Raw genomic sequence first — 17,655 nt, forward strand, 5'->3', positions numbered from 1 at the left:
ACATCGCGCTCGGAATCCGTCTTCCCATGATTGGCATCGTCCGGATCGCACTCACGCGGCCGTATACCTTCGTCGTCCTCGCCCTGCTGATCCTCATCATCGGCCCGCTTGCCGCGCTGCGCACGCCGACGGATATCTTTCCCGACATCAAGATTCCGGTGATCGCGGTGGTGTGGCAGTACAACGGCCTGCCGCCGGACCAGATGGTCGGACGCGTCTCGTCGCCGTTCGAGCGCGTGCTGACCACGACGGTGAACGACGTGGAGCACATCGAGGCCAGTTCGATCCAGGGCTTCGGCATCATCAAGATCTTCTTCCAGCCGACCGTCGACATCCGCACCGCCAATGCCCAGGTCACGGCCGTCGCGCAGACCCTGTTGCGCCAGCTGCCGCAGGGCACCACGCCGCCGCTGATCCTGAACTACAACGCGTCGACGGTGCCGATCATCCAGTTGGCATTGTCCGGCGAGGGCCTCACCGAGCAGAACCTGGGAGACCTCGGCCTCAACATCATCCGTCCACAACTGACCTCCGTGGCCGGTGCGGCCATTCCATTCCCGTTCGGCGGCAAGACCCGCCAGGTGCAGATCGATATCGATCCGCCGGCGTTGCAGGCTCGCGGACTGTCCGCGCAGGACGTAGCCAACGCGCTGGCCGCGCAGAACCTGATCACGCCGGTGGGCACGCAGAAGATCGGCGAGTACGAATATACGGTGCAGCTCAACAACTCGCCGTCGGACGTGGACGAGCTCGGCAACCTGCCGGTGAAGACCGTCAACGGTGCCACGGTCTTCATTCGCGACGTCGCCCATGTGCGCGATGGCTCACCGCCGCAAACCAACATCGTGCACGTCAACGGCGACCGATCGGTACTGATGACCGTGCTGAAGAACGGTTCCGCCTCCACGTTGGCGATCATCGCCGGTATCAAGGAGCGCGTCGCGGCGATGAAAGACGCACTGCCGCCCAACCTCAAGATCGCGCCCATCGGTGACCAGTCGCTGTTCGTCAGCGCGGCGATCGAGGGTGTGGCGCGCGAAGGCGTCATCGCCGCGGCGCTCACCAGCCTGATGATCCTGCTGTTCCTGGGTAGCTGGCGCTCGACGGTGATCATCGCCACGTCCATTCCCCTGGCGATCCTCGGCTCCATCGCGGCGTTGTCGGCGATGGGCGAGACGATGAATATCATGACCTTGGGCGGCCTCGCGCTGGCCGTGGGCATCCTCGTGGACGATGCCACGGTGACCATCGAAAACATCAACTGGCACCTGGAGCACGGCAAGGACGTCGAGACGGCGATTCTCGATGGCGCGGCGCAGATCGTGACGCCCGCCTTCGTCTCGTTGTTGTGCATCTGCATCGTGTTCGTGCCGATGTTCTTCCTCCAGGGCGTAGCGCGCTTCCTCTTCGTGCCCATGGCCGAGGCGGTCATGTTCGCGATGATCGCGTCCTTCATCCTCTCGCGCACGCTCGTGCCGACGATGGCCAAGTACCTGCTGCACCCACACTCGCACGACGATCCGCATGGCGAGGGCAAGAAGCCATCGCGCAATCCGCTGGTCCGTTTCCAGCGCCGTTTCGAGGCCCGCTTCGAAAAGATACGCGAGAGCTACCATGGGTTGCTTGCACTCGCCCTGCATCACCGCAAGGCCTTCACCGTCGGCTTCATGGCCTTCGTGGTGCTCTCCTTCGCCCTGGTGCCGATGCTCGGCCGCAACTTCTTCCCCTCGGTGGACTCGGGCCAGATACTCATGCACGTGCGCGCTCCCGTCGGAACGCGCGTGGAGGAAAGTGCGCGTCTCTTCGCCGAGGTGACCGATGCCGTACGGCGGGTCATCCCGAAGGAGGAACTCGGGACCGTGGTCGACAACATCGGCCTGTCCTCGTCCGGTATCAACAATACCTATAACAACACCGGCACCATCGGCTCGCAGGATGGCGACATCCAGATCGCGCTGAATGAAGGGCACGCACCGACCGCCGATTACGTGCGCCGGTTGCGCGAGCAGCTGCCACGCGAGTTCCCGGGCACGACATTCTCGTTCCCGCCGGCGGACATCATCAGCCAGATCCTTAACTTCGGCTCGCCCGCGCCGATCGACTTGCAGATCCGCGGCCCGAACCTCGCAGCGAACTTCGACTATGCGAGCCGCCTCCTGCGCGAGATTCGCCGCGTGCCGGGCGTGGCCGACGCACGTATCCAGCAGTCGCGGGCCAACCCGACGCTCAATGTGGACGTGGATCGCAGTCGCGCGCAGCAGGTGGGCATCACCGAGCGTGACGTCACCAATAGCCTTGGCGTGAATCTCGCCGGTTCCAGCCAGATCGCGCCGACCTTCTGGCTCAACCCGCAGAACGGCGTGTCCTACCCCATCGTGATGCAGACGCCGCAATACAGCCTCGACAGCCTGCCCGACCTGGAAAACGTGCCGATCAGCCCGAGTTCGGGCACGGCCGGCTCGCAGATCCTCGGTGGCCTCGCCACGGTGTCGCGCGTGGCCACCAACGCGGTGGTGAGCCAGTACAACATACAGTCGATGGTCGAGATCTACGCGACGACACAGGACCGCGACCTCGGCGCCGTCGCCGCCGATATCCAGAAGATCATCGAGGCGAACAAGAAATTCCTGCCCAAGGCGTCGACCACCGCCTTGCTGGGCCAGGTGCAGACCATGAACAACGCGTTCTCCGGACTGATCCTGGGACTGCTCGGCGCGATCGTGCTGATCTACCTGCTGATCGTGGTGAACTTCCAGTCGTGGAGCGATCCGTTCGTGATCGTCACCGCGCTGCCCGCGGCGATCGCGGGAATCATCTGGATATTGTTCGCCACGCACACCACATTGTCGGTGCCCGCGCTCACCGGCGCCATCATGTGCATGGGCGTGGCGACCGCCAATTCGATCCTGGTGGTCAGCTTCTGCCGCGAGCGGCTGGCCGAACTCGGAGATGCGACGGCCGCCGCACTCGACGGCGGATTCGTGCGCTTCCGCCCGGTGCTGATGACCGCATTGGCGATGATCATCGGCATGGCACCCATGGCCCTGGGCCTGGGTGAAGGTGGCGAGCAGAACGCACCGCTCGGCCGCGCCGTGATCGGCGGCCTGGTCTTCGCCACGGCCGCCACGCTGTTCTTCGTCCCCGTCGTCTTCAGCATCATCCACGCGCGTCGTGGTCATCCGTCACCCACACCGGCGAACACCTCCGGAGAGCCTGTCCATGTCGCCTGATACGTTGCAAACTCCTCCGCCGCGCCGGCTCCGGCTGGCCGGCATCATCGCCGCGATCGTCGTCCTCGCCGTCGTCGTGGCTGGCGTGGCGACGCGCGCCAACGACTCGCGAAAGCTGCGCGAATGGACGGATGCGCAGTCCGTGCCGACGGTGAACGTGGTCACTCCCGAGGGTGGCCAGGGCGGCGGCGAACTCAACCTGCCGGGCCGTCTCCAGGCGTATGCCCGCGCGCCGATCTTCGCGCGCACCAGTGGATACCTCAAGTACTGGAAGGCGGATATCGGACAGAAGGTGAAGGCGGGCGAGCTGCTCGCCGAGATCGAGACGCCCGATCTCGACCAGCAGTTGCTCCAGGCTAAAGCGGACCTCGCCAGCGCGCGTGCCAACGAGGCCTTGGCGAAGACCACGGCCACGCGCTGGCAGGGCATGCGCGATTCCGATTCCGTATCCAAGCAGGAAGTGGACGAGAAGGTCGGCGACTACGATGCCAAGCACGCGCTGGCCCAGGCGGCGCAGGCCAACCTGGAACGTATCGAGGCGCTGAAGGGTTTCGCCCGGCTGGTCGCGCCCTTCGATGGCGTGGTCACCGCGCGCGAGACGGATGTCGGTGCCTTGATCAATGCCGGAGGTGGCGGCCAGGAATTGTTCGTCGTATCCGACGTGCGCAAGCTGCGGATGTATGTGAACGTGCCGCAGAACTATGCCCCCTCCATCAAGCAGGGCGCGACCGTGAAACTCGCGGTGCCGGAGTATCCGGGGCAGACCTTTACGGGTACCGTCGAATCGTCGTCGTCGGCGATCAACGCGGCATCCGGTACCACGCTGGTCCAGGTGTCGGTCGACAACGCCGACGGCAAGTTGCTGCCCGGCGGCTATGCGAGCGTCACTTTCGACCTTCCGTCGAACGCGGCCTTGCTACGCGTGCCGGCGAGCGCCCTGGTCTTCGACAACTCGGGCCTGCGTGTCGCGGTGGTGGACGGACAGGACAAGGTGAAGTTCAAGGAAGTGACCATCGCTCGCGACTTCGGAAAGACCGTGCAACTCGGCTCGGGCCTGGCCGCGGGCGAGCGACTGATCGAGAGCCCGCCCGACGGACTTGCCGATGGCGACACCGTGCGCGTCAATCCACCGAAGAAAGCGGAAGGCGAGCAAGCGAAGAAGGCGGATGGTGACCATGCCAAGGCCTGACACTCTACTGGCCGTCCTGGTGTCGCTTGGCCTGTCGGCCTGCTCGCTCGCACCCGCCTACAAGGCACCCGATGTGCCGGTGGTGGCGCAGTACGCGAACGCGGACACGCCGTGGACCGAGGCGAAGCCGGCCGATCACATCGACCGGAATGGCTGGTGGAAGCTCTACGGCGATCCTCGCCTCGACGAGCTACAGGCGAAGCTGGTCGCGAACAATGCGACGCTGGCGGCAGCGCTTGCGCATTACGAGCAATCGGAAGCGTTCACCCGGCAGGTGCGGGCGGGCCTCTTCCCGCAGATCGGATTGAACGGCAACGCCACACGTAACCGCGAGTCCGATACGCGACCCTTGCGCGGTGCCACGTCGCCTGCCTACTACAACTCCTACACGATCGGTGCCCAGCTCGATTACGAGGTGGACCTGTGGGGGCGGGTACGCGACAGCGTCGCCGCCGGCACCGCCGAGCAAGCCGCATCGGCGGCGGATCTCGCCTCCGTGCAGTTGAGCCTCCAGGCGCAACTGGCCGACAACTATCTCCAGCTCAATGGATTCGATCGTCAGATCAAGGTCCTCAGCGAAAGTATCGACGCGTTCACCCGGGCCCTGGAACTGACCCGGTCACGCCACGACGGTGGCATCGCGTCAGGACTGGACGTGGCGCGTGCGCAGACGCAGTTGTCGAACGCGAAATCGCAGTTGACGCAGGCGCAGGCACAACGCGGACTGGTGCAGCACGCGATCGCGGTGCTGGTTGGCGAGTCCGCTTCGACGTTCACGCTGGCGGCGGATGACGACGCCGTGCGCGTTCCCACGATACCGCTCGAAGTGCCTTCGCTGATCCTGCAGCGGCGCCCGGACATCGCGGCGGCCGAGCGGCGCACGGCGGCGGCGAACGCGCGCGTGGGCATCGCTCGTTCCGCGTTCTTTCCGCAGCTGACGCTCGACGCACAGGGTGGCTGGCAGAGCGGCGCCTGGGGCAGCATCGCCACCGCACCGAATCGATTCTGGTCGATCGGCCCGACGTTGTTCCTCAGCGTGTTCGACGGCGGGCGCCGCAAGGCCGGTGTCGACGCGGCGAAGGCGGCGACCGAGGAGGCCGGTGCGCAATACCGCGGCGTGGTGCTCGACGCCTTCGCTCAGGTCGAGGACAACCTCACCCTGCTGCGCGACCTGGGTGCGGCGCTCACGGATCAGAGAGCGGCCGCGGATGCGGCGCAGCGGTCCGTGGACCTGTCGCTCAACCGCTATCGCGAGGGCGCGGTGGGTTACCTCGATGTCGTCCAGGCCCAGACCGATGCGCTCGACGCGCGGCGCAGCGTGATCGATCTCGAAACCCGTCAGCTGCGCGCCAGCGTGCAGCTGATTCGCGCCCTGGGCGGCGGCTGGAGCAACAGCTAGGCCGTATAGTGGCGTCATGCACGCCACGCTGGAACGCCAGAAGTCAGCCCAACTCGCCGATGGACCACCGTCGGCCGAGGTCCGCATCGACCGTCTCGACCGGGCCATCGGCCTCCTGGTGGACCACGCCGACGAGATGGCCGACGCCTTGCGCGAGGACTTCGGTCACCGCTCGGTGCACGCTTCGCTGGTGACCGACGTGGCGGCTTCGATCGAGCCACTCAAGCATGCGAAGCGTCATGTGCGCCGCTGGATGCGCCGCGAGCCGCGCAAGGTATCGCCCGCGCCGCTCGCCTTGCTCGGTGCGCGGGCCTGGGTCGACTACCAGCCCAAGGGCGTCGTGGGCCTGATCTCGCCGTGGAACTTCCCGTTCAATCTCACGTTCGCCCCGCTTGCCGGCATACTCGCCGCCGGCAACCGCGCGATGATCAAGCCCTCGGAATTCACGCCGCGTTCCTCCGCTCTCATACAGCGGATGATCGCCACGGCTTTCGACGATAGCGAGGTCGCGGTGTTCACGGGCGATGCCGAGGTCGGTGCGGCTTTCGCTTCGCTCCCCTTCGACCATCTCCTGTTCACCGGCGCCGGCTCGGTGGCGAAGCACATCATGCGCGCCGCCGCCGAGAACCTCGTGCCCGTGACGCTGGAGTTGGGCGGCAAGTCGCCGGCCATCGTCGGCACCGATGCCGACCTCGACCTGGCGGCCAGACGGCTGATGTTCGGCAAGACGCTCAACGCAGGTCAGGTCTGTGTCGCACCGGACTATGCGCTGCTGCGACGAGACAGGGTGGACGCCTTCGTCGACGCCCTGGATCGTGCGGTGAAGGGCATGTTCCCGACGTTTGCCGGCAATCCCGATTACACGGCCATCGTCAATGCCAGCCACTTCGACCGGTTGCTAGGTTACCTCGACGATGCGCGCGCGAAAGGAGCGGTAGTGCGCGAACTGAATTCTCCGGGCGGGGCGCTGGAGGAGCGTCGACTCGTACCCGCCGTGGTCACCGGCGTGGACGACAACATGGATGTCATGCGCGACGAGATTTTCGGACCGATCCTGCCGATCGTCGCCTATGACGGCATCGACGATGCCATCGCCTACATCAACGGACATGCTCGCCCGTTGAGCCTGTATTACTTCGGCGACGACGTACGGGAACAGGAGCGTGTGCTTGCCCGCACCGTCGTCGGTGGCGTGACGATCAACGACACGGTGATGCACCTGAGCATGGACGACCTGCCATTCGGTGGTATCGGGCCGTCGGGCATGGGTGCGTACCACGGCGTGGACGGGTTCCGCACGTTCAGTCATGCGCGTCCGGTATACCGGCAATCGCGCTTCGACATCAGCGCCGTGTTGCGTCCACCCTATGGCAAGACCATCCGTCGCCTGCTGGATTTCAAGATCCGCCGCTGAGCGAGGCACCCTGGCGTAACCTCTACAACGGTCTCTGCTGGAAGCCGACCTTGTCGGCGATCCCGCGGGCTCCCACAAGAGGCGCTCGCCACCACAGGCCGGACAACGGTCCTGTCTCCACGTCTGGACACATAAAAAAGGGGCCTTGCGGCCCCTTCGTGTGTCACGGGTGGAGCGTCGCTTACAGCTTCGCGCCCAGCAGCTCTTCCAGCTTGCGCTGGTCGGCGGCGAACTTGCGGATGCCTTCGGCGAGCTTGTCGGTGGCCATCGCGTTCTCGTTGTGGCCCCAGCGGAACTTGGCCTCGTCGATCTTCGCGGGACGATCCTCGCGGCGGCCGTTGTCCTTCAGGGCCACCGGCAGGTCGCCGGTGTTCTCGTCCAGTTCCTTGAGCAGGTCCGGCGAGATGGTCAGGCGGTCGCAACCGGCGAGCGCCTGGATCTGGCCGATGTTGCGGAAGCTGGCGCCCATCACCACGGTCTCGTAGCCGTGCAGCTTGTACCAGTCGTAGATGCGGCGGACGGACTGCACGCCCGGATCTTCCGCCGGCGCATAGGTCTTCTTGTCCGTGTTGGCCACGTACCAGTCGAAGATGCGGCCAACGAAGGGCGAGATCAGGAACACGCCGGCCTCGGCGCAGGCCACGGCCTGTTCGAAGCTGAAAAGCAGGGTCAGGTTGCAGGCGATGCCATCCTTCTGAAGCTGCTCCGCCGCGCGGATGCCTTCCCACGTGGAGGCGAGCTTGATCAGGATGCGCTTCTTGTCGATGCCGATTTCTTCGTAGAAGCCGATCAGGCGTTTGGCCTTGTCGATGGAGGCTTTCGTGTCGAAGGAGAGGCGTGCGTCGACCTCGGTGGACACGCGGCCCGGAACGATCTTGAGGATCTCGCGGCCCACCAGCACGGCGAGACGATCGCTGGCGTCGACCAGCTGCTGGTTGCGGCTGTTGCTCTGGCCCTTGGCCCACTGCACCGCTTCGTCGATGTAGCCCGAATAAGCGGGAATGCCGGCGGCCTTCAGCAGCAACGAAGGATTGGTGGTCGCGTCTTCCGGCTTGTACTTGGCGATCGCGGTGATGTCGCCGGTGTCGGCCACGACGGTGGTGATCTTGCGGAGTTGCTCGAGCTGAGTGGTCACGTTCGGGGTCCCGTTACCTGGTTAAGACTTTCATTGTCGCGCCGATCGCTTCGCAAATGTAGGCATCCGAAGGTATCGGTTCAGCGATATCCACACGATGTGTGAGCGCGTCCGGTGCGAATCAAGCGGTGAAGGGCCACCGACACCGGCTAATAGAGATCGATCGGGTCCACGTCCAGCGACCAGCGCACCTTGCGCGCCGCCGGCAGGCCGGCGAGGGCATGCTGCCAGGGCCGCAGGAAGCCGTGGAGGCGCGCCCGGGACCCGGCCTCCACCAGCACCTGTCCGCGATGACGCCCCGCACGCAGGGGCATGGGCGCGGGCATGGGGCCCGAGATGCGCAGGTCGCCGGGGTCGCCGATGGCCGCGTGCGCCTGCGCGAGGAAATCGTCGACCTCGGCGCGACCCAGCGCATCGGCACGCAGTAGCACCTGGTGCGCGTAAGGAGGCAGTTCGAGCAACCGGCGTTCCTCAAGCAGGGTGGCGGCCACGGCGGGATACCCGCCACGGAGCAGGCCGTGAAGCATGGCGTGGTCGGGGTGGTGGGTCTGCAGGAGGACGCTGCCCGGCTTGCTGGCCCGGCCGGCGCGGCCTGCCACCTGGACCACGAGCTGGGCCAGCCGTTCGCCGGCGCGGAAATCGACGCTATGCAGGCCTTCGTCGACGCCGACGATGGCCACGAGCGTGAGATTGGGCAGGTCGTGGCCCTTGGCCAGCATCTGGGTGCCGACCAGGATCGCCGGCTTGTCCTCGCGCAGGCCATCGAGGATGTCGCCGAAGGCTTCGCGTCGGCGCGTGGTCTCGCGGTCGATGCGCACCACCGGAATGTCCGGGAAGCGTTCCGCGAGCGCCTCTTCAAGCCGCTCGGTGCCTTGCCCCTGCGGGCTGAGGTTGGCCGAGCCGCAGGCAGGGCAGGCGACGGGCACCGGCATGGTGTTGTCGCAGTGGTGGCAGACCAGGCGCCGCCGCCCCGCGTGGAGGGTCATCGGCCGTTCGCAACGGGGGCAGTCGGCGTGCCAGCCGCAGTCGTGGCATAGCAGTACGGGGGCATAGCCGCGGCGGTTGCGGAAGACCAGCGCCTGTTCGCCGCGGCCGACCGTCTGCGCGACCGCATGGACGAGCGTCGGCGAGAGGCCGTGATCCAGCCGCTGCGCGCGCATGTCCACGATCTGCACGCGGGTCGGCTGCGAAGCGCCCGGGCGCACCCTCAAGACGAGACGGCGATAGCGCCCCGCTTCCACGTTGCCGAGGCTTTCCAGCGAGGGCGTGGCCGAGCCCAGCACCACCGGCACGCCGAGTGCCCGCGCGCGCACCAGCGCGAGATCGCGGGCGTGGTAGCGGAAGCCTTCCTGTTGTTTATAGGAGGCGTCGTGTTCTTCGTCGACGATGATCAGGCCGGCGTTCGGGAGCGGCGTGAATACCGCCGAGCGGGTTCCGAGCACGACCCGCGCCGTCCCATCGCGCGCGCGCAGCCACGCCCGGGCGCGCTCGCCTTCGGCCAGGTTCGAATGCAGCACCTCCACCGCCACGCCCAGGCGTTCGCGCAGCCGGCGCACGGTCTGCGGCGCCAGCCCGATCTCGGGCACCAGCAGCAGCGTCTGCTTGCCGTCGGCCAAGGCGCGTTCGATGAGGGCGAGATACACCTCGGTCTTGCCGCTGCCGGTGACGCCATCGAGCAGGTAAGGCTGGAAGCCGCCGAAGCCCTGGCCGATGGTGGCGACGGCGGCGGCCTGTTCCTCGCTCAGCGCCGGACCGGGAGCTGGCCGGGCGGGAAGCGAGGTTTCCTCGAGTTCGAGTTTCTCGATGAGTCCGGCCTCGACCAGACGCCTCGCGGCGGCGCGCCATGCCGGCAGGGCGAAAGCGAGTTCGTCGGCGGCGCGTGGTCCGTCGTAAAGCGCCTCCAGCAAGCTGGCCGAACCACCCTTGCGGCTCTTCGCGTCACGTGCGCTGCGGCCCTGCACGGTCAGGGCCCAGACCTCGCGTCCGGTGGCCGGTAGCGGGCGCGGTTCGCGCAGGGCCAGGGGCAGGGCGTTGGCGAAGGCTTCGCCCGGAGCGCCCGCCCAATAGTCGGCCGCCCAGGCCAGCGTCGCGAGCAGTTCGGTATCGAGCAACGGGTAGGGGTCGAGCACCTCGGTGGCCCGCTTCAGGCGCTTGGCGCCCACCGTGGCCTCGGCGGCCGGATCGACCACCACGCCGACCATCTCGCCGCGTCCGAAGGGCACGCGCACGCGCGAACCGGCCTTCGCTTCACCCGCCGCGGGGGGCAGGTAGTCGAACAGGGTCAGCAGGGGGACGGGAAGGGCGACGCGGAGGACGGCGGTCATGCGAGGCCTAGTTTAATGGCATATGCCGATTTTGCTGGTCAATGATTGACCATCCACACATGGGTTTGCCTACGAATGGCATCCCCCGAAAGAGGAACAGGAGCTAAGTGCCCGCCCCGAGAACGCTTTCCATCTTATCCACAAGTCCTGTGGATAACTCTGTGGATGAGCTTCGGATGGGGCCCATCCAAGGCGCATGGTTGAGCCATTGAGGTTAGCTTGGGTACATTTTAACCAAGCTGAAATATATTTCTAATTCATTGACTTACGAATAGGGTCCCGGTGCGGCTTCACTGCTTGTCCATAGAGCCTTGACAAACGCGAAGGCCTCTTCGGCCCTGTGCACAACCACCCGCTCCTAGGAAGAAATCCTAGTGCGCCGCAGCGATGAGACCGGCTATGGAAAGCGCGAACAGAACCAGCCAGAAATAGACGCTGCCTATCAACCAGTACTTCAGGAGGGTCATCGGCCAACCCTGTCGGTACACCCGTTTCTGCATCAGCAGGAGGTAAATCGGCATCCACACCCACATCGCCGCCTGGACCAGGGAGATGACCGATCCGGCGAAGGCCGCGTGCGGGCGGATGGCTTCCTTGGCGAAGCCCAGGATCATCAGGCCGAGCAGGGAGATGAACAGGAACGCGTGGCTGTGCAGGGCCACGATGATGTGTTCCATGTAGAGCCGGCGGCGGAAGGCGTAGAACAGCTTCAGAATCAGGGCGAACACCGGGATCATCACGAGCAGGGTCTGCGGGATCACCGAGAAGAAGCCCTCGATCATCCGGCGCAAGGCCTCTTCCTTCTGCGGCCCGCCCGCCTGGATCTGCACGATGTTCGCCTTCAGGTGCGCGATGCCCACGGCGAGGCGGCGCGTCACCGCGTCCGGCAGCCAGGCGATATCGACGACCGTGGGCTGGTTGAACCAGTTTTTGTGCCGCGGCACCTTCCCGGACGGGTTCTCACCCGTGCCGGCATCCTCCGCGGGGTCCGCGGCGATCGGCTCGGCCTTCAGTTCGGCCAGGCGGCGATTCGCCGATTCCCGGACGAGATCACGGGCGGCTCCGAGGGCCGGCCTTGCCGCGGCCGGCAGGCCCGGCGCCTCCATCGCCTCGGTCAGATCCCGGTGCTGTTCCTCGTAGAGTTCGCGGACCCGCTCCGGCGTGGCCGCCTGCTGGATCGCGGCGATATCGTCGCTGGCGGCCGGTTTGCCGTCCGATCCGCCGATATGCGTGTCGCTGATCGCCAGGTGGACGAAGAAGAAGGCCAGCAGGCAGAACACGAACATCAGGCGGAACGGCGCGATGTAGCGGACGCGGCGTCCGGCGAAGTATTCCAGGGTGAGGAAGCCCGGCTTCGTGTACAGGGGCGGCAGCGTGTGGACGATGCGTTCGTCGAGATGGAAGAACAGGTCGCCGGCGTCTTCGAGCATGTGAGAGACGGGCTTGATGACGCTCTTGATGGACTGGCCGCACTCGTGACAGAACTCGCCTTTCAGCTCAGCGCCGCAATTGGCGCACATCAGGCCGAGCGACGGCTTCAGTTCGTTCATTCCCAGGTTCCCCGAGTTTTCCCCTTGCGAATTCGGATGATGGCACGGCAACCGCTACAATGGGCGGCCACCCATCGTCACTTTTCCCATGTCCATCGACCGCGCCCGCGCGCGGCGTGAGATCGGCGCCACCACCCGGCTGGCCTTGCCGATGATCGTCGCCCAACTCTCCGCCATCGGCACCAATGTGGTCGACGCCGTGCTCGCGGGCCATCAGAGTGCGCACACACAGGCCTCGGTCGTGACCGGCGCGAACATCTGGGTGCTGGCCATCGTGACCGGCATCGGCACGATGATGGCCGTGCCGCCGACGGTCGCGCAGCTCGACGGCGCGGGACGTCGCGCCGAGGTGGGACCGGTGTTCCACCAGGCCCTGTACATCGCCTGGGGTCTCGGCCTGCTGCTGGGCTTCGGTGTCTGGCATGCCTCGCCGCTGATGGTCCTGTTCGGCGTCGTCGAATCCATGCGCGCCGACGTCGAGGCTTTCCTCCACGCCATCTGCTTCGCGGCGCCGGCGTTGACCACTTACTTCGCGTTGCGCGGCCTTTCCGAAGGCCTGTCGATGCCGCGCCCGTCGATGTATTTCAGCTTCGGCGGGCTCGTGGTGCTCGCGCCGCTGGGCTACGTGCTGATGTACGGCAAGCTCGGTTTCCCGGTGATGGGCGCGCGCGGCAGCGGCATCGCCACGGCCATCGTGCTCTGGCTGGAGATGCTCGGCTTCGCCATCTATGTGCTGAAACACCGCAACTACCGCGATCTCAACCTGCGCGGGCGCATGGCGCGGCCGGACCGCCGGCAGATCGCCCAGCTCCTGCATATCGGTCTGCCGATGGCGGTGACCCTGCTGATGGAGGCGGGATTGTTCGTCGCGGTGGCGCTGCTGATCGGCCGCCTGGGCGAGACGGTCACCGCGAGCCACCACGTGGCGCTCAATGTGGCCTCGGTAGCGTTCATGATCCCGCTCGGCCTCTCCATGGCGATTACCGTCCGCGTCGGTAACGCGGCCGGGCGGCGCGACGTGGCGGGCGTGCGTTATGCCGGCCTTTCCGGCATCGCGCTGGTCCTGGTCACCCAGCTCGTCTCCTCAGGCACGATGCTGCTCTTCCCGGCGGCGATCGCCAGCCTATACACCCACGACGTGGCGGTGATCGCCACTGCGTCGCAGTTGCTCATCCTGGCGGGCTTCTTCCAGTTTTCCGATGGCATCCAGGTGGCCTCGAATGGCGCGCTGCGTGGCCTGAAGGACACCCGCGTACCCATGGGCATTACCTTGTTCGCCTACTGGATCGTCGGCATGCCGATCGGATGGTGGCTGGCCTTCGGCCATGGCCTGGGCGCGCGCGGCATGTGGATGGGCTTGATCGCCGGTCTCAGCATGGCGGCCATCCTGCTTTTCGCGCGGTTCTGGCGGAGCAGCGCGAAGGGCCGCTGGCGCGACGATCCCGACACCGCGAAGCCCATGCCATTCCACACGTGATGCCAACGCACCGACGCGCTACGCTGCGCACAATCATCGAGGAAGCCGCTTAGATGCCGGATCGTTACGACACCGTGCCGCCGCCCCTGCCGGGCCGCCCCCAGCCGGTCCCGCCGCCGCGCCGCGGTGGAGGATTCGGCCGATTCATGCGTGGTCTCGGCCGTGGCATCAACCTCACCCGGCTGGTGATCATCAACGTGATCTTCTTCGGCCTGCTGGCGGTGTTCCTCCTGCTGGTGTTCGTCGGCGGACGGGCGAACCAGGTGGACGACAAGACCGTGCTGGTGCTGGCGCCGGAAGGGGCGTTGGTTGAGCAGTACAGCGCCGACGCGTTCTCGCGCGCCGTGGGCCGGATGTCGGGCGACGGCGTGAAACAGGTGCAGGTGCGCGACCTCGTGCGCGCCATCGACTCCGCCGCCAAGGACGATCGCGTCAGCCGCATCGTGCTCCGGCCCGACAAGTTGCAGGCCGGCGGTTTCGCCGCCCTGCGCGAAGTGGGCGCCGCGCTCGACCGCTTCCGCGCCGCGGGCAAGCCGGTGCTCGCCTGGGCGGCAAGCCTGGACCAGGGCCAGTACTACCTGGCGGCGCATGCCGACAAGGTCTACCTCGATCCGCAGGGCGGGGTGATGGCCACGGGACTCGCGAACTACCGCCTGTTCTACAAGGACATGCTCGACCGCCTCGGCGTGCAGGTGCACCTGTTCCGCGTAGGCCAGTTCAAGAGCGCGGCGGAGCCCTTCATCCTCGACCACGCCTCGCCCGAATCGAAGGAAGCCGATGCCTTCTGGCTCGGCGGACTCTGGACCACCTGGATCGACGAGGTGGCGAAAATGCGCCATCTCGATCCGGTCGCGCTGCGCGCCGATGTCGACGGCCTTGCCGGGCGCGTGCGCGACGCGAAGGGCAGCCTGGCCGAACTGGCGGTGGAGGAAAAGTTGGCGGACGGCATCGCCACCGAGCAGCAGTTCGTGCAGATGCTGCGCAAGGAAGGCGTGCCTGCCGGGAAGAAAGACCAGGGTTTCCGCCAGGTCGATCTCGGCGGCTACCTCGCGGACCGTGGCCTGTCCAATGTCGACTTGCTGCAAACCGGTCCGGGCGTGGCGGTGGTCGTCGCCGAGGGCGAGATCACCGGCGGCAAACAGGCGCAGGGCACGATCGGCGGCGATTCCACGGCGGCGTTGATCCGCGCGGTGCGCAACGACCGCCGCACACGCGCGCTCGTGCTGCGGGTGAACTCGCCCGGTGGCGAGGTGTACGCGGCCGAGCAGATCCGTCGCGAGGTCGAACTCACCCGCGAAGCCGGCATCCCGGTCGTGGTCTCGATGGGCGACGTCGCGGCCAGCGGCGGCTACTGGATCTCGATGAACGCGAACCGGATCTATGCCGAGCCGAACACCATCACCGGCTCCATCGGCATCTTCGGCATGTTCTTCACCGTGCCGGACACGTTGGCCAAGATCGGCGTGAAGAGCGATGGCGTCGCCACCGGCCCCCTCGCCGGCGCGTTCGACATGACCCGCCCACTCGATCCCAACGTCGGTGTGCTCATCCAGAGCATCATCGACAAGGGTTATCGCGATTTCGTCGGCAACGTGGCCAAGGCGCGCGGCAAGGATTTCGCCGCCATCGACGCGATCGCGCAGGGCCGCGTATGGACGGGCCAGCAGGCGCTCGAGCGCGGCCTCGTCGACCGCATGGGCAGCCTCGACGATGCCATCCGCGATGCCGCGCAACAGGCCAACCTCGGCAAGGATTTCAAGGTTCGCTATGCCGAGAAGCCAATGGGTGCGTTCGAGCGCTTCCTGACCAGCATCGGTGACAGTTCCGAGGCGCGCGTGGCGATGTCGTGGGGATTGCGCTTGCCTTCGTGGGTCGCCGAGCTGCCTCGCCTGGCGCCGGAGTGGGCATTGTTCCGCACGGCGGAAGCCGGTAAGCCGCAGGTTTACGCTTACTGCTTCTGCTCGCCGCGCTGATCGAGAGCATCGCCGATAGGGTCGCGATAACCCAGCTATCGCGCCTGCCTATTGCGCCTGTGCCTCGACCGCCTTGGCCTGTGCCTTGGCCTGATCGTCGACGACCTTCTGCACGTCCTGCGCTTTCTTCTTCTGGGCCTCCAACGAATCCCACGGGGTTTCGACGCGCGCCTGTGGCGCAGGCGGTTCGTTCGGCTGCGGCGGCTTCGAACAGGCCGCGCAGGCGAGCGCGACCATGACGGGCAGTGCGGTACGGATCATGACGCGGTCCTCCGGGGCTGTCCCGAGTCTCGCGCGGCCGCCGGGTCAGCGCAATCGCGCACCGTAGAAACCGTCGGTCCGTTCCACTTCCATGCGCCAGCCGAACAGGTCGGACAGGTGTTCGTCCGCCAGCAGCCGCTCCTTGGCGCCCTGGTCGAACAACGCACCATCGCGCAGCATCACCACGTGGCCGATCTCCGGCACGATTTCCTCGACGTGGTGCGTGACCAGCAGCAAGGTGGTGCCATCGCGCGCGAGCTCGCGCAGCAGGTCGAGGAAGCGCCGGCGCGTACCGGGATCGAGTCCGGCGCAGGGCTCGTCCAGCAGCAACGCCCGGGGGCGGTGGACCAGTGCCCGCGCAATCAGCACGCGCCGCGCCTCGCCGGTCGACAAGGTCGAGACATCGCGTTCCGCGAGGTGCGACGCGCCGACCCGCTCCAGTGCCTCCACGGCGCGCCGACGCATGCGATCGTCGACCGCGTGATCGAGTCCCAGCGTCATCGAGGCGAAAAAGCCGGAAAGCACGGCGTTCAGTGCGACCTCGTTACTGGCCTCGAACTCCCGGCGCAGGTCCGACGAGACGACGCCGAGCAGCGAACGCAACTCGGCCACGTTCCAGCGATCGCGCCCGAAGATGCGTACCACGGCGGAGCCGTCGTCGTGGACCAGCGGGTAGACCCGTCGTTCGATCAATTTCACCAGGGTCGACTTGCCCGAGCCGTTGGGTCCGAGGATGGCCGTGTGCTGCCCCTGGGTGATGGTGAGCGAAAGCCTGTCGAGCAACGCGCGGCCTTCGCGAAGGACGGTGGCGCGGTCGATGGAAAGCAGCGGTGTCGAAGTATCCATGGTCCCGAGCATACCGGCCCCTCGGAGCTGGCGGCGATACCTTGTACGATCCTTCCAAAGGAGACCGACATGCATCCACGACTTTCCAGCTGGCGCCTCGACGGGCGTACCGCCCTGGTCACGGGCGCAAGCAAGGGTATCGGCTACGCCTGCGCACGCGAACTGGCCGTCCTCGGCGCCGACGTGCTGCTGGTGGCGCGCGACGAACTCGTCCTGCAGGAAGTGCGCGACGAACTGGCCGAGGAATGCCCCGACGTGGAAGTACTCGGCATGGCGGCCGACCTGTCCGACCACGAAGACCGCCTCGCCGTGTTCGACTGGGTCGTCGACCTCGGCATGAACCTGTCCATCCTGGTGAACAACGTCGGTGGCAACACGCCGCGTCCGACGCTGGACTACGAGGAGGACGAATACCGCGTGCTCTTCGAACTCAACGTGTTCTCCGCCTTCGAAATGAGCCGGCTGGCCTACCCGCACCTGGTCCAGCACGCCAACGCGTCGATAGTGAATATCGGGTCGGTCTCCGGCATCACGCACGTACGTACGGGTTCACCCTATGGGATGACCAAGGCCGCGCTGCACCAGATGACCCGGAACCTCGCGGTCGAATGGGCGGAGGATGGCATCCGCGTGAACGCGGTGGCCCCGTGGTACATCCGCACCCAACGCAGCGAACCGGCGCTGGCCGATTCGGAGTACCTGGAGGAGGTGCTCGACCGCACGCCGATGGGCCGCATCGGCGAACCCGAGGAAGTGGCCGGGGCCGTGGCCTTCCTCTGCCTGCCGGCATCGAGCTACGTCACCGGCGAAATCGTCGCCGTGGACGGCGGATTCCTGCGCTACGGCTTCTGAGGCCT

12 protein-coding genes are annotated in these 17,655 nt (G+C 66.5%); 7 read left to right on the forward strand and 5 right to left on the reverse strand.

The window, feature by feature from the left end:
- Nucleotides 1-26 precede the first annotated feature (26 nt).
- Genes ACN9M2_RS01600 through ACN9M2_RS01615 form a run of 4 tightly spaced genes read left to right on the forward strand, consistent with a single transcriptional unit; the run spans nt 27 to nt 7,232 of the window.
- Entirely contained in the window at nt 27-3,230 is a 3,204-nt protein-coding gene (locus tag ACN9M2_RS01600) for an efflux RND transporter permease subunit (RefSeq protein WP_426286445.1), read from the forward strand.
- On the forward strand, nt 3,220-4,419 hold the full coding sequence (locus tag ACN9M2_RS01605; RefSeq protein WP_426286446.1) for an efflux RND transporter periplasmic adaptor subunit: 1,200 nt from the start codon (nt 3,220-3,222) through the stop codon (nt 4,417-4,419). The genes ACN9M2_RS01600 and ACN9M2_RS01605 overlap by 11 nt, the downstream gene beginning before the upstream one ends.
- Nucleotides 4,406-5,818 (forward strand): efflux transporter outer membrane subunit, encoded by a 1,413-nt coding sequence (locus tag ACN9M2_RS01610; RefSeq protein WP_426286447.1) that lies wholly within the window; start codon nt 4,406-4,408, stop codon nt 5,816-5,818. The genes ACN9M2_RS01605 and ACN9M2_RS01610 overlap by 14 nt, the downstream gene beginning before the upstream one ends.
- Before the next feature lie 16 nt (nt 5,819-5,834).
- Entirely contained in the window at nt 5,835-7,232 is a 1,398-nt protein-coding gene (locus tag ACN9M2_RS01615; protein WP_426286448.1) for a coniferyl aldehyde dehydrogenase, read from the forward strand.
- A 181-nt stretch (nt 7,233-7,413) separates the two neighbouring features.
- Here ACN9M2_RS01615 and tal read toward each other — a convergent pair whose 3' ends face one another.
- The 3 genes from tal to ACN9M2_RS01630 form a co-directional block, all read right to left on the reverse strand.
- Entirely contained in the window at nt 7,414-8,367 is a 954-nt protein-coding gene (tal, locus tag ACN9M2_RS01620) for a transaldolase (protein WP_426286449.1), read from the reverse strand.
- Nucleotides 8,368-8,516: 149 nt separating this feature from the next.
- Nucleotides 8,517-10,691: a primosomal protein N' gene (locus tag ACN9M2_RS01625; RefSeq protein WP_426286450.1), complete on the reverse strand. Its 2,175-nt coding sequence runs from the start codon at nt 10,689-10,691 to the stop codon at nt 8,517-8,519.
- Between the two features lie 371 nt (nt 10,692-11,062).
- Nucleotides 11,063-12,241, reverse strand: a complete 1,179-nt coding sequence (locus tag ACN9M2_RS01630; RefSeq protein WP_426286451.1) for a DUF3667 domain-containing protein — start codon at nt 12,239-12,241, stop codon at nt 11,063-11,065.
- Between the two features lie 88 nt (nt 12,242-12,329).
- On the opposite strand from ACN9M2_RS01630, the gene ACN9M2_RS01635 reads away from it, so the two are divergent.
- Together ACN9M2_RS01635 and sppA are read left to right on the forward strand one after the other, a co-directional pair.
- Nucleotides 12,330-13,718, forward strand: a complete 1,389-nt coding sequence (locus ACN9M2_RS01635; protein ID WP_426286452.1) for an MATE family efflux transporter — start codon at nt 12,330-12,332, stop codon at nt 13,716-13,718.
- Nucleotides 13,719-13,771: 53 nt separating this feature from the next.
- Nucleotides 13,772-15,691: a signal peptide peptidase SppA gene (gene sppA, locus ACN9M2_RS01640; protein ID WP_426286453.1), complete on the forward strand. Its 1,920-nt coding sequence runs from the start codon at nt 13,772-13,774 to the stop codon at nt 15,689-15,691.
- Between the two features lie 48 nt (nt 15,692-15,739).
- Here the strand turns inward: sppA and ACN9M2_RS01645 are convergent, their stop codons facing one another.
- Both ACN9M2_RS01645 and ACN9M2_RS01650 read right to left on the reverse strand, forming a co-directional pair.
- Nucleotides 15,740-15,952 (reverse strand): hypothetical protein, encoded by a 213-nt coding sequence (locus tag ACN9M2_RS01645; RefSeq protein WP_426286454.1) that lies wholly within the window; start codon nt 15,950-15,952, stop codon nt 15,740-15,742.
- Between the two features lie 45 nt (nt 15,953-15,997).
- Entirely contained in the window at nt 15,998-16,798 is an 801-nt protein-coding gene (locus tag ACN9M2_RS01650) for an ABC transporter ATP-binding protein (protein ID WP_426286455.1), read from the reverse strand.
- 69 nt (nt 16,799-16,867) lie between these two features.
- Between ACN9M2_RS01650 and ACN9M2_RS01655 the strand changes: the two genes are divergently transcribed.
- Complete coding sequence (locus ACN9M2_RS01655; protein WP_426286456.1) at nt 16,868-17,650, forward strand: SDR family oxidoreductase; 783 nt, start codon at nt 16,868-16,870, stop codon at nt 17,648-17,650.
- The last annotated feature ends 5 nt before the right edge of the window (nt 17,651-17,655 follow it).

Origin of the sequence: Luteibacter sp. E-22, assembly GCF_049913125.1 — a bacterium.
Classification (GTDB): domain Bacteria; phylum Pseudomonadota; class Gammaproteobacteria; order Xanthomonadales; family Rhodanobacteraceae; genus Luteibacter.

What these genes read in the sequence shown, in the direction of transcription:
- ACN9M2_RS01600 (WP_426286445.1), top strand. Translation starts at nt 27, where the DNA reads ATGATTGGCATCGTCCGGATCGCACTCACGCGGCCGTATACCTTCGTC.
- ACN9M2_RS01605 (WP_426286446.1), top strand. Translation starts at nt 3,220, where the DNA reads ATGTCGCCTGATACGTTGCAAACTCCTCCGCCGCGCCGGCTCCGGCTG.
- ACN9M2_RS01610 (WP_426286447.1), top strand. Translation starts at nt 4,406, where the DNA reads ATGCCAAGGCCTGACACTCTACTGGCCGTCCTGGTGTCGCTTGGCCTG.
- ACN9M2_RS01615 (WP_426286448.1), top strand. Translation starts at nt 5,835, where the DNA reads ATGCACGCCACGCTGGAACGCCAGAAGTCAGCCCAACTCGCCGATGGA.
- ACN9M2_RS01625 (WP_426286450.1), bottom strand. Translation starts at nt 10,691, where the DNA reads ATGACCGCCGTCCTCCGCGTCGCCCTTCCCGTCCCCCTGCTGACCCTG.
- ACN9M2_RS01630 (WP_426286451.1), bottom strand. Translation starts at nt 12,241, where the DNA reads ATGAACGAACTGAAGCCGTCGCTCGGCCTGATGTGCGCCAATTGCGGC.
- ACN9M2_RS01635 (WP_426286452.1), top strand. Translation starts at nt 12,330, where the DNA reads ATGTCCATCGACCGCGCCCGCGCGCGGCGTGAGATCGGCGCCACCACC.
- sppA (WP_426286453.1), top strand. Translation starts at nt 13,772, where the DNA reads ATGCCGGATCGTTACGACACCGTGCCGCCGCCCCTGCCGGGCCGCCCC.
- ACN9M2_RS01645 (WP_426286454.1), bottom strand. Translation starts at nt 15,952, where the DNA reads ATGATCCGTACCGCACTGCCCGTCATGGTCGCGCTCGCCTGCGCGGCC.
- ACN9M2_RS01650 (WP_426286455.1), bottom strand. Translation starts at nt 16,798, where the DNA reads ATGGATACTTCGACACCGCTGCTTTCCATCGACCGCGCCACCGTCCTT.
- ACN9M2_RS01655 (WP_426286456.1), top strand. Translation starts at nt 16,868, where the DNA reads ATGCATCCACGACTTTCCAGCTGGCGCCTCGACGGGCGTACCGCCCTG.